7 protein-coding genes are annotated in these 12,085 nt (G+C 45.3%); 5 read left to right on the top strand and 2 right to left on the bottom strand.

Annotated elements, in window-relative coordinates; genetic code table 11:
- Positions 1-3: 3 nt before the first annotated feature.
- Both L1D44_RS03730 and L1D44_RS03735 read left to right on the top strand, forming a co-directional pair.
- The gene (locus L1D44_RS03730; RefSeq protein ID WP_239888868.1) at positions 4-1,143 is read left to right on the top strand and encodes a hypothetical protein; all 1,140 of its coding nucleotides are present in this window, start codon (positions 4-6) and stop codon (positions 1,141-1,143) included.
- 379 nt (positions 1,144-1,522) lie between these two features.
- Entirely contained in the window at positions 1,523-2,941 is a 1,419-nt protein-coding gene (locus L1D44_RS03735; RefSeq protein ID WP_239888869.1) for a magnesium transporter, read from the top strand.
- 73 nt (positions 2,942-3,014) lie between these two features.
- On the opposite strand, the gene L1D44_RS03740 is transcribed toward L1D44_RS03735, so the two are convergent.
- Positions 3,015-5,525 carry a zinc-dependent metalloprotease gene (locus L1D44_RS03740; protein WP_239888870.1) on the bottom strand — a complete coding sequence of 837 codons (2,511 nt, stop codon included), beginning with the start codon at positions 5,523-5,525 and terminating at the stop codon, positions 3,015-3,017.
- Between the two features lie 468 nt (positions 5,526-5,993).
- A complete protein-coding gene (locus L1D44_RS03745) occupies positions 5,994-6,755 on the bottom strand; it encodes a class I SAM-dependent methyltransferase (protein WP_239888871.1) in 762 nt (253 codons plus the stop codon).
- Between the two features lie 284 nt (positions 6,756-7,039).
- On the opposite strand from L1D44_RS03745, the gene L1D44_RS03750 reads away from it, so the two are divergent.
- The 3 genes from L1D44_RS03750 (at position 7,040) to rlmJ (ending at position 11,893) form a co-directional block, all read left to right on the top strand.
- A complete protein-coding gene (locus L1D44_RS03750; RefSeq protein ID WP_239888872.1) occupies positions 7,040-9,334 on the top strand; it encodes a cytochrome C in 2,295 nt (764 codons plus the stop codon).
- Between the two features lie 409 nt (positions 9,335-9,743).
- Entirely contained in the window at positions 9,744-10,994 is a 1,251-nt protein-coding gene (locus tag L1D44_RS03755; RefSeq protein WP_239888873.1) for a helix-turn-helix domain-containing protein, read from the top strand.
- Between the two features lie 56 nt (positions 10,995-11,050).
- Positions 11,051-11,893 carry a 23S rRNA (adenine(2030)-N(6))-methyltransferase RlmJ gene (rlmJ, locus tag L1D44_RS03760; protein WP_239888874.1) on the top strand — a complete coding sequence of 281 codons (843 nt, stop codon included), beginning with the start codon at positions 11,051-11,053 and terminating at the stop codon, positions 11,891-11,893.
- The last annotated feature ends 192 nt before the right edge of the window (positions 11,894-12,085 follow it).

Raw genomic sequence — 12,085 nt, forward strand, 5'->3', positions numbered from 1 at the left:
AATATGATCATGAAATCAAATAAAAGGTTCTACCTGTCTATTTTAGCAAGCGCCATTGCTCTAAGTAGCTTTAATACTATCGCTGCAGAACAAGAAGAAGATGGCATTAATATTCACGGTGGTGTGCGAGTTAACTATGCCTACAAAGATTACAGTGATAGCTCAAAAGATAAAGGCGGCGATTTTACCTTCGATATGGTCTCTTTACGTTTCGATGCCAAGCAAGGAAACTGGGGCTTAAAATCAGATTACCGTTTTACCGCTAACACTAACTACATAAAATTTGGTTATGGTTACTATGACTTCAACCCTGACTGGCAGTTACAATTTGGTATAAACAAGGTGCCCTTCGGTAACCTAGGATATATTTCAAATAGTTACTGGTTTGGTTTGCCTTACTATCTCGGCTTTGAAGATGACCACGATATCGGTGTGAAAGCCGTGTACCAACACAATGGCTGGCAAACCGACATGGCCTTTTACAAAGGGGCTGAATACGGCCCAACAGAAAACAAGCGCTATGCGGCCGACCTTTATAGCGGCACGATCAATGGTACCGAGTACCACAACGAAGAAACTAACCAAGTTAACCTTCGCCAAACTTACACCATGGAGCACCAAGGTGGATCAACCACTTTTGGCGCCTCGGTTGAAGCGGGTCAGATCTATAACTCTGAGACAGGTAACAATGGTGAACGATACGCCTTCGCAGCTCACTTAGATAGCACGTTCAACGGCTGGAACCTACAGCTACAGGCGATGCAGTATGAGTTTAATGCCGCCGATAGCGCCGACGATAATAAGATTGCTGTATCCGTAGTTAGCTGGCAGTACGAAGTCGCCTCTAAGGGGCAGGTCTACAGTGCAAATATCGCCAAAACACTGCAAACCGATTGGGGCAATATCAAGTTCTACAACGACTTTGGCTTAATGACCCCAGACGTCGATGACGATAGCTACGATAACAGTATGCAAAACGTGTTAGGTGCTGCAATCAGTGCTGGCCCTACTTACACCCAAATCGACTTTATCATGGGTAAAAACATGACATTCTCTACTGCTAACAATGACCATATTGGTCTTCCTGAAGTAGGAGATGACTGGGATAAACGCTTCAACGTTAGCGTGGCCTATTACTTCTAAAAGTAAAATATACTAAATTTAGTGGGGCTCACATTTTACTCAGTTTTGACTCATCACTCTTAGAAATGTTGATTTAACCACGCCACCTATAGCCTTCATGATTATGAAGGCTTTTTTTAGCCCATCTCAGTCCTACTCAAATAGCCCAATGGCTTCTTTTAACTTAAACAATACACCTACTATGCTAAGACTTAGCGTATAATCACCGCCCTTAAGCTGTATCATGCTCATACTGCAAAATGCTAATATTGCGCAGCTAACATACAGCAACGACTTGCATACTCATTGTAAGTCAGTAATTTAACCAAAGTATTTTTTATATTAGCTTTTTCAAATTAGCTTTCGAACTTTTCAAAGTCCCATTAAAGGTCGGTTAACCATGTCATTGCCAAAAGATGAATCCCCTATCGATAACAGCCAACATCTAAGCGATTCAGAATATGAAACGCCTGAGTTAGCTATGGTAGAAGTGAGCCAATCGGTTGAGCAACTGACCAATGCAGAAGGCGAGCAGCAGGCCGAGCTGTTTAATGACATGCTAGAAGAAGCGGAACCGGGAACCGTAGCCCTACTACTAGAGTCACTACCTCTAGACGAACGTTACGAACGCTGGTCTCAGGTCGATGCTAACGAGCGCATCGCCGTATTAGACTTGATGCGTGCCGATCCTCGTAATGGCATCTTGAAAGAGATGCCAGAAACCGAGTTAGACTCGCTGTTCTCGCAGATCTCACCAGAAGACTTGATTGAGTGGAGCGATACGCTACCCGAGGCAATGACCGACCGTGCGCTATCGCAGATGGGCGAGCGCCAAAGAGAGCACTATGACCGCTACGATCAATATTCAGAAAATGAGATTGGCCGTTATGCCGAGCATCAATTCTTAGCGTTAAATCTGACATCGACGGTTTCACAGGCGCAGCGTTTCTTCCGCCGTATTAAGCTCGACTGTAATGATCATGTATTCTTGCTCGATGATGATGACAAATATATTGGTAGTGTGCGCCGCCACGATGTATTTCGTGCCGCGCCCGAGTGCACCTTAGAAAGCTTATTGTGGGAAGACAGCCGCTCAATTCTGGCCGATGCCAGCTTGATTGAAGCCGCTGAAGCGATTGAACACAGTAATGAATTAGAAATTGCGGTCGTCGATGCCAGCGGCATCATGATCGGCCGTATGACGTTGCGCACCGCCACCGCTCTGGTGCGTGAGCACTATGAGTCACAATTAATGGCAACAGCGGGTATGGACGAGGACGACGATCTGTTCGCCCCTATTACCGTTGGTGCCCGTCGCCGCGCTGTCTGGCTTGGCATTAACTTGCTGACCGCATTTTTAGCCTCGGCCACCATTGGCCTGTTTGAAAATGTTCTGGAAAAAGTGGTCGCCCTAGCGGTACTGATGCCGATAGTGGCCTCTATGGGCGGCATTGCTGGCAGTCAGTCGCTCACCCTGATGATCCGCGGCATGGCCATGGGGCAGATCTCCTCGGGTAACGTCATATCGCTACTCAAGAACGAACTTGGCATAGGTATATTAAATGGCGTGCTGTGGGCGATTGTGATTGGCCTCATTGCCGGATGGTGGTTTAGCGACCCTATCATAGGCACAGTGATCGGCGCGGCTATCTTAATCAATATGGCAGTCGCTGCCGTAGCCGGGGTCATGGTACCTATGATCCTACAAAAAATGAATCAAGACGCTGCGCTATCAGGTTCAGTTATTCTTACCACTGTTACTGATGTTGTCGGCTTCTTCTGCTTCTTGGGCCTAGCTTCAATTTTGTATTTATACTAATAACAGTCAATCAAAAACGATAAAGCCTAGCTAGAATAGCTAGGCTTTTTTTAATCGGTTACTCGCGAATCAACTATACCTGCAGCGCTTTCTCAATTAAAAGATCCACATACGCTTTGTGTGCCTTAGTCACTTGGTCCGCTCCCCAAGGAGTACTGCGATCTGCAATGGCGCGAAGTTGATATAAAGCAGCAGACTTATTGATATGTGAGTACGCTGAATCAAGCCCTATGCCTGCAATCTTTATCAATCTTTGTACATACTCAACCTGCAGGTTTTGGCTGGTTGACTTAAGCGCCTGTGAATCTACGAAAATAGCAGCAGTCAGGTCGTTCAAGTACGTATTAAGGCCGTAGTCATTGCCATATAGCTCGGTATCAGAGATGCGTTGCAACACATTCTTATGAAGCAAATGATCCAGCACTGACGATTGCATGTTAAGCACCATTTGATGAGCCTTTGGGTCTTCATTTTTTCCGCTACTATCCCAGCCCCGACGTTGATGCTGCATATAGCCATAAAGCGGCTCTAAAGACGTAAGTGCCTGCTCAGAAAACACATACTGAGCCAGTGCATTCATTGCTTGTAGCTGTTTTTCAACTGTCACAGGTGTATAAGGCGCACGCGTATTATCGCCAACAAAGCTACGCTCGACATTCACCCCACCAATTTGGCGGGAGATAATCACAGCCTGCTTCTTATAGTCACCATAGAGGGCATTAACAGAAGTTAATAGCTGTTGATACGATTCACCTCTCACTAACGCTGTTTTCTTAAGCTCTCCCAAGTTCTGATTAATCAGTGCCATTCGTTCAACCGCGTAAGCGACTGGGTTAGAAGACATATCTCCGGTCATACTCATAGGATCAATATGCACTCCTGAACGTCGCATATCATCTGCGTCATTACCAAAAGCTAACCCCTTCTCTGCGGAGCGACTCAGTATTTGTTGCAATCGCTTTCTTTCTGCTGATTTATCTTTCAAACCTACAGAATAGCCATATTCAATTGCCCAATAATCATAAGGGCCAAGTTCCGTCTGAAAATAGTCTCCCTGCTCAACACCAATTGGAGCCAAATTGATAGGTGCATATTCCATGATCGACCCGGTGAGTACACCTTGAGTGATCGATTTATTATGGATTTCCCTTTCATCCCATAGGCTTGACGCTTTCATATTATGACTTAAACCCAATGTATGCCCGATCTCATGCATGACCAACATTCGCAATCCTTCTTCGAGTACAGTCTCTTGGGTCATATCTTCTGTTGCAATAGACTGAGCCAATAGCTGCCCAAGTTGCAATTGGTGACCTGAGCTACAATTAAACGGCTGAGTATTTAAATTATTTGTTTCGGCTTTAAAACCAGCATCTATTCCTTGGCTATACATCTGATGCTCTGCCCAAGTGTTCCTCATGAAACGATATTCTAGAACTAGATCTGCTCCCAAAATCTCCCCAGTAAGGGGATTAGACACAGCATCACCATAACCATTGCTTAATGGTTTAGGCGATGACATCCAGCGTAGTACGTTGTAATTAATGTCCCCTGCATCCCAATTTGCATCATCAGGCTGTATCTTTACTTGAATAGCATTTTTAAAACCGATTTTTTCAAACGCTTTATTCCAAGTTAATACCCCTTGTTTAATCGTATCGCGCCATTCATAGGGAGTCGTATTCTCAATCCACCAAGTTATCGGCACTAGGGGTTCAGATAAAGCCGCTGATGGATCTTTTTTCTGTAAGTTCCAACGTACTATTACATCGTCATAGGGCGTCCAATCAGCAGAAGTTTTATTGTCTAACTGATGTGGAAAATATCCCACTCGGGCATCATCAAGACGGGACTCAAAATCAGTATCTGGGAGTTCAAAAAATGAATGTTGGATTTTAAGCGAGGCAACTCGAGGATCTGTTAGGGCTTTTGAGCCGACCCCCCAAGGATTATCATTATTAAAGACATACTCAACAATCACATCAATATTATTGTCGTAGCTACGATTTTTAACGATACGGGATTTTGTAATATCTAATTGCCCAAGCTTGAACTGTTTTTTATTTTCTTGAGCATCGGCAACAGGCCATTGTGAAATTCGGTGTAACGACTCACTTAAGAATAAATCATCAACATTCACCAATAACTTGCCATCTTGCTCGCTTTCAATTTGTAAACTTGCAAGTACTGGCTCACTAAGATTCGCTTCTCTAGAGTGTCGTAATGGACTACTCTCATCAAACACGAATCGAGAAGACTTAGCTATGATGTCAATACGATCGAAATAGCGCCTAAATTCAAGTAACTTTTCATCTCGCTTAAGACCTCTAAATTGCCAAATATCGGCTAAACCATCGATTGTATGAGCCGTATACAAAACGGGCTTATTTAATTGAGACTCTTTAACTAACATAAAAGTCTCACCAGTTTTTCTATCTTGATAAAAATCAAACAAACCTTTTGACTCAGTTTTATCAGCTAAGATCTGCTGCAAAGTTTGTTGATTCTCTTCGCCTGCCGCTATCGCAGAAGGCACACAGGTAATCGATAACACTACAGCTAAAGAAAGGCTGGATATTTTCATTTTCTTTCCTTCTTATTGATTATCTTTTTTTTATTTAAAATATTAACACCCTGAATTTAGGATGCACAAAGCCCCTCTTCCTAAAGAAGAGTTTTAAATTTCTATTGCGTTAAATTTCTATTAATTAGCAGCAAATGCTAATTATCAAGTAGCAGATACTTGTACGAAGCTAATGGATTAAAACCAACCGATATGTAACCCCGCCGAATCACCTGTTAAAACAATTCGAGTGATTAGTTGTACGCTAGTTCCATTTCGTGACAAGAAATGAGACCTATCGCACCCCTTTATAGGTAGATTGCAAATGAAGCGACACCATGAGTAACTAAAATAATAAGACTAAGGACGGGGGATAGCAGATTATAAGGGCGAGATATGAGGGTAAATAAAAAGCAAACATTAGACCCTTAAAAACTGTATTAAAAGCAAGATACTATAATCAGTTTATGAGGGCCTTCTCTTACTGTATTAAGCCGTCATTGCCGCTTTAACATAAACATCGAAACGGTTTTTCTTAGTGGCAATCACCATGCTGGGTTTTGCGCCATCTAAATCATCGGCATAGTCAGGGCGTTTAACGACTACGCGCTTTGTAGCTAAAGCCATCGCAGGTGCTAGCAAGCCATCGGCATCGAGATCGGCGCCAACTAGTGATTGGAACACGCGCATCTCTTTTTTCACTAATGCCGATTTCTCACGGTGCGGATACATGGGATCTAAATAAACCACATCGACTTCAGTATTTGACGCTTGGGCAGCGACGGCTAATGAGTCTATGCTCGAGCCATGAAATAGACTCATACGTTCACGCATCCAATCACCAATTTCGGCATCTTCATAGGCGCGGCGCAGACCATCTTCTAACAGTGCTGCCACAACAGGATGACGCTCAACCATGGTTACCTTACAACCTAAACTTGCTAATACAAACGCATCACGCCCCAGGCCTGCAGTGCCATCAACCACAGTTGGGGTGACACCTTGTTTAAGGCCTACCGCTTTAGCAATCGACTGACCTCGGCCGCCGCCGAATTTACGACGATGAGCCACTGCACCGGAAACGAAATCGACAGAGATCCCTTTTAGTTTAGGTTCATCGCGCTTGATCAGGGTCAGGATGTCATTCTCAAACACCAACTCAAACTCTGCGTTTGCATCGAACTCCAGCCCCCAGCGCTCGCAAGCAGATTCAAGGGTTGGATAATGGCGATTAAAGAAAATGCTGGTCACGATTAGGCTCTATGTTTGAGTGTTAACCTGCAGATAATACCACTCCTCGCAACGAAACCATATCAGCCAAAGGCGTCTGTTTTGATGAAATCAGGCTTATTTTGCTGGATTTATCTCCTCAAAACTCCTCAAAACAGCTCAAAGCGGCTGAAATCGACCTAAAAAACTTCAATATAACTATAAATAGGTATCCGTTCACGTCACGCCATTGACTCTTAAGGCACACTTTTTTGCGTCGTTGATAAATCAAACGACTTTAAGAAAATATAAAAGAGAGATACGTGATGATGAACGCAAACAGATTCAAAACAAGACTGTGCTATGCCACGCTTGTCGCGGCCTGCTCAATGAGCATGGTGGCGTGTTCCGGCGATGACGGTAAAGACGGTGAAGATGGCCAGCCCGGTGGTAACGTTACCACGACCGCCGAAGTGTTAACGGTAACTATCGATAAGACCACGATTACAGATAACATCCTTAGCATCGATTTTAGTGCCGAGAACGAACTGGCAATTCCCGTTGTTAAGATTGCTGCAATCAAGATCAATGCCGCGCAACTATTGCCACAGATTGAAGGTGAGCGTTCACAATGGCAGAAACTTGCCAGCGAAACCTGTTCACCAGAAAAGGGCTGTGACGGTAACTTAGTCGACAACATGGATGGTAGCTATAGCTACACCATGGATGCTGCGTTAGTTGCTGGCGACATAAGTCACAACGGCGATTTTACTCAGCGCGTACTGTTTAAGGTCTTGGAAACAGACCAGCTACCGGCCACAGAAGTGATTACTGACTTTAACCTTGATAGCAGCGAGATCACCGACAATCGCAGCATTATTGATGGTAGTTCGTGCCTAAGCTGTCACGATGACATAGCTTCAATCAAACATGGCGGCGACAACATTGAAAACTGTGCCAGCTGCCATACCAGTAACTACATGTCTGACGCTAGCAAGGTGTGGCCTGTACTGGCTCATACCGCGCACATAGGTATCACCCCACAAGCGTTGGGTAACTGTACGACTTGTCACGCTAAAGAAGTCAGTGAAACAGAGCTGCAGGCGACCAACTGGAACCTAGTACCAACCCGTGAGACCTGCTCTAGCTGTCACGATATGACCTCTAACCCAGTATACGACCACAGTACTCAACCTGATAACGGCAGCTGCTTGACCTGTCACTCACCAGAGAACACTTATGATGTTCATATGAGCAAGTCAGAAAAAGCGGTTGAGGAAGATCAGCGCAATATCGTCAACATCAGCCTAGAAGACGCTAAGCTGGTTGAGCAAGACGGTGAGCATTTTGCTGAGATCAGCTTTGCGCTACTCGATAGACAAGGTCAACGCATCGCCGTTGCCAATAACAACCCAGCCGATGCCGACTGGATTAAAAACCTGCAGCTATATGTTAACTGGGGTACCTCGGTAGACTTCACCACCAGCCGCGGTTACAGCATCTTCGTTAAGAGTAACAAGAAAGACATTACTCAAGATGGTAGCGATGGCATCACTCCAGCAGGTGAGCGTGCGCGCACCCCGCTACACAAGTCTGAAGACAATGTGTTTACCTACCTAATGGGTCCAGTTGTTACCCAAGATCAGTTCTCTGGCGATCTACTCGGAGATGCAGGTTTTATCACTAACCGTTTAATTTACTGTTTTGACGGTGCGCAAAACCTTGTGAGCTGTGATCAGGCTGGTCACACTAAAAACGCCGAAGCGAACAAGCGTTGGTTCTTCGACAAAGATGGCCTCACAGAAGCACCAGAAGCTAAGCGTCCTTTAATTGTCAGCAACAAAACCTGTGGTTCATGCCATGGTTATGATGAGTTTAACGACAACTCAGAGTTAGCCTGTCGTAACTGCCATAGCCGCAAGACGGAGATTAACAAAGAGCTGGCAGACACCACCTGCTTCTCTGGTCATGACCACGATGAACTGGGTGAGCATATTCGTCCATTTGAAGAACGTGCGATGGTTGCTAAAGGTAAGCCTGGCTTCTTGAGTTCCACTGCCGATATCGTTGACCCATGTTTAGCTTGTCATAACCCGAATACGCCACCGACTCAGGCCATTCGCGAAATGCACACTAAACCAAGCGACTGGGATTATGTAGAGCAGTTAACCGTAAGCCACCCAGACCATAAGGTATGGATGCACTCACTTCACACTAATCAACGTGCGACTCAAGACCGTGAAAATGGTGTGCGTAATATCGAGTTCCCAGCCGACAAAGCAAACTGTTACCGTTGCCACGAAGGTGACACCTTCGGCGTTGAGCGCCTAACCGCGGTGGGTCGTCCATTGGCCCTAGATCTGGACTACAACCCAGACTCAAGAGCTCACCCAGCGACAGATATCACGGTTGATGCTTATACCTCACCAGTCTCAGCGACTTGTTATGCGTGTCATGCTAAGCAAGAAGATGCCGACGGTAAGATGGTAATTAACAAGGCTGTGCGTGCGCATATGGAACAAAATGGCGGTCGATTCGGTGTGACGGCTAACGAGCTACAAGTGGAATCTTGTGCCGTTTGTCACTCAGTAGACAACCTTAAGAAGGTACATAACCTTTAAGGTTATCGCTTCGAGTCATTGATTTCCTAGACTGATGTCCCTGCAAAAGAATCAGGCAAAGAGATCAAGCAGCTCAACGCTCTGCGTTGAGCTGCAACTTTTTTAGCGTTCGATAAAGATRCTRAAAATATACTTRATTTTGCAGTGCTGCGGGACACAAGCTTTAGGCAAAGCTCGAACTGGCTCAAAGTTTACGGGCTAAAATTTCCATCGTTTTTAACCTATGTGAGTAGATAACACYGAATTAGTAATGTCAGAAGAGAAAGTTACGATAAAGATGCTGAAAATATACTTGATTTTGCAGTGCTGCGGGACACAAGCTTTRGGCAAAGCTCGAACTGGCTCAAAGTTTACGGGCTAAAATTTCCATCGTTTTTAACCTAAGAATATACTCAATTAGATATCCATTTTGTTAGAGAATCCTGTGCAGCTCACTCCTAAGTTAAGCTTGAATGTGGCTCAGCAACATCTATTTGATGCTGAAGACTCGTCACGTATTGAACTCAGCTATGCCGAGACCGCGGTGCTGCAACTGATGCTTAAACATCAGGGAACCCTTATCACTCGCGAAGCCTTGCTAGAAGCGGGCTGGCACGACAGAGTCGTCTCGCCATCATCACTACAGCAATGCATCAGCGTTCTGAGAAAGAAGCTGGCAAACTACCCAGAGATTGAGTTAAAGACCATTCCTCGTCATGGCTATATTCTGCATTTATCACCTGCAGAAAAGTCCAAGAAAATCACAGCCAAAAACAGAGCGATTTGGTTATTTTTCATTGCGGTCTTCGCCAGTTTATTACTCATGGCTTATGGTTACGTCAGCCATAATCAACCGCCTTACAGTGAAACACACATCGATAGCCAATTAAGCCAAGTTAAGGGCGAGATGACGCTGTTTTCTCCTAGGCATGGTGAGTCGGTTTCAGCCTCTATAGCCAAACAACGACTTAGCAATCAGATAGGTAACGAGTTAGATTGGCAGGCGCCCTTCAAAACATTTAGCAGCTTTGGCCTACTCACAGATAAGATGGACAACTTTGCCATCTGCCCCGACTACCAAGATCAGGCCTGTAGTGGTAAGCAATTGATCAATATCAGTAGCGAAAAAGGCCATGGTAGCAAGCTGGCTCTTTCTGACTTTCTGACCACGAAGATCAGAATGGAGCAGAAAACCTATAATAAGTTAGATCTGCCTGAGCTTAGAAAACATCAGGGCGACTTAAAGGAGCAGATCTATCACGGCGATCTGTACTTCGCCATTGATGATCACCGCCTCGTCCGTAGCGATATCCGTATTTCAATGGTGGATCTCGCACCAGACAGTGGCATCTTCTATTTCGCCGCCTGCATTACCGATGAGGACTGCTATACCACACCTATTCGCTACGAGATCCGTGGGCAATTCAAACGCACCACAGAGAAGTGGCAGCAACGTAAAGTAGAGAGATTCGATATCGAGGTCAGCAAGACCACGCTCTCCTCTCCGAATGCGTTATCCGATACCGCGCAAATTATCTATCTCGCTCTTAGAAAACAGCACCTAACCCAAACAGCGCTGAGTTTTTATCGCGTCTATCAAGACGATGGCACCGCGGTTTGGCAACTGCCATTGGTGAACAACAACATCATGTGGATGCAGCGACAGACACTCAAATTATGATCCCTTGCCTGAGTTGATATATAATCTAGCCTCTGTTCCTTTAGGCTAAAAACTCAATGTTAAGTTATCGTCACGGCTATCACGCTGGCAATTATGCCGATGTTCTCAAGCACGCTATTTTGCTGCAAGTGCTCAAACTCATGCACAAAAAAGATAAGCCTATGGCTTATATCGACACCCACGCAGGTGCAGGCGGTTATGCGTTAACAGACGAGTTTTCAAAGAAAACTGGCGAATACTTAGATGGTGTTGCCAGACTTTGGGACAGAAGCGATCTACCCGAATCATTAGTGCAATACATCGAGGATGTGAAGCACTTCAACCAAGGTAAAGAGGAACTGGAATTTTACCCAGGCTCTCCCGCTTTTGTTGATATGAACATGCGTGAAAAAGACCGCATGGTACTGCATGAGCTACATGGCACCGACTTCTTAACCTTAGATGAGCAATATACTGGCGACCGTGCCGTACGCGTGATCAAGGGCGATGGCCTTAAAGGTCTTATCGCAGCCGTGCCACCACTTGAGCGTCGCGGCGTGATTTTGATTGACCCAAGTTACGAAATTAAGACCGACTATCAAGATGTAGCGAAAGCCATTATTAAGGCTCACAAGCGCTTTGCGACTGGCGTGTATATGTTGTGGTATCCGGTTGTAGACCGAGAGCAAACTGAAGGCATGCTTAAACTGCTTGCCGAAAGTGGCATCAAGAATCAGCTGCGCATCGAGCAAGCCATCAAGCCTGATAGCAATGAGTTTGGCATGACTGCCGCGGGTCTGTGGATCATCAACCCTCCTTGGCAACTCGATACTGCCGCGAAAGAGATGTTGGATTATCTTGAGCGCCGCCTGGGCCATAACGGTGGCAAGACCATAGTTAAACAAGAAGTACCTGAGTAGGAAGAGCTAAGACGGTAACAGCCGGAAAAGCTAAGACGAGGACGGGCTACGCCCTGCGAGGGCGTGACTACGTCACTTCAAGAGCGCGACTTTGTCGCTTCTAGAAAAGGATTAAAAGATAGGTCCTAGGTGCGAGGCTCTAGGACCTAGGAAAAGCCAAGATTTAAAACAGACAAGCAATAGATTCAGGCT

This window comes from Shewanella sp. Isolate13 (assembly GCF_022398325.1).
Lineage (GTDB): Bacteria > Pseudomonadota > Gammaproteobacteria > Enterobacterales > Shewanellaceae > Shewanella.

Bases quoted from the DNA above. Each gene is read 5' to 3' on its own strand.
- L1D44_RS03730 (WP_239888868.1), top strand. From the start codon at position 4: ATGATCATGAAATCAAATAAAAGGTTCTACCTGTCTATTTTAGCAAGC.
- L1D44_RS03735 (WP_239888869.1), top strand. From the start codon at position 1,523: ATGTCATTGCCAAAAGATGAATCCCCTATCGATAACAGCCAACATCTA.
- L1D44_RS03740 (WP_239888870.1), bottom strand. From the start codon at position 5,525: ATGAAAATATCCAGCCTTTCTTTAGCTGTAGTGTTATCGATTACCTGT.
- L1D44_RS03750 (WP_239888872.1), top strand. From the start codon at position 7,040: ATGATGAACGCAAACAGATTCAAAACAAGACTGTGCTATGCCACGCTT.
- rlmJ (WP_239888874.1), top strand. From the start codon at position 11,051: ATGTTAAGTTATCGTCACGGCTATCACGCTGGCAATTATGCCGATGTT.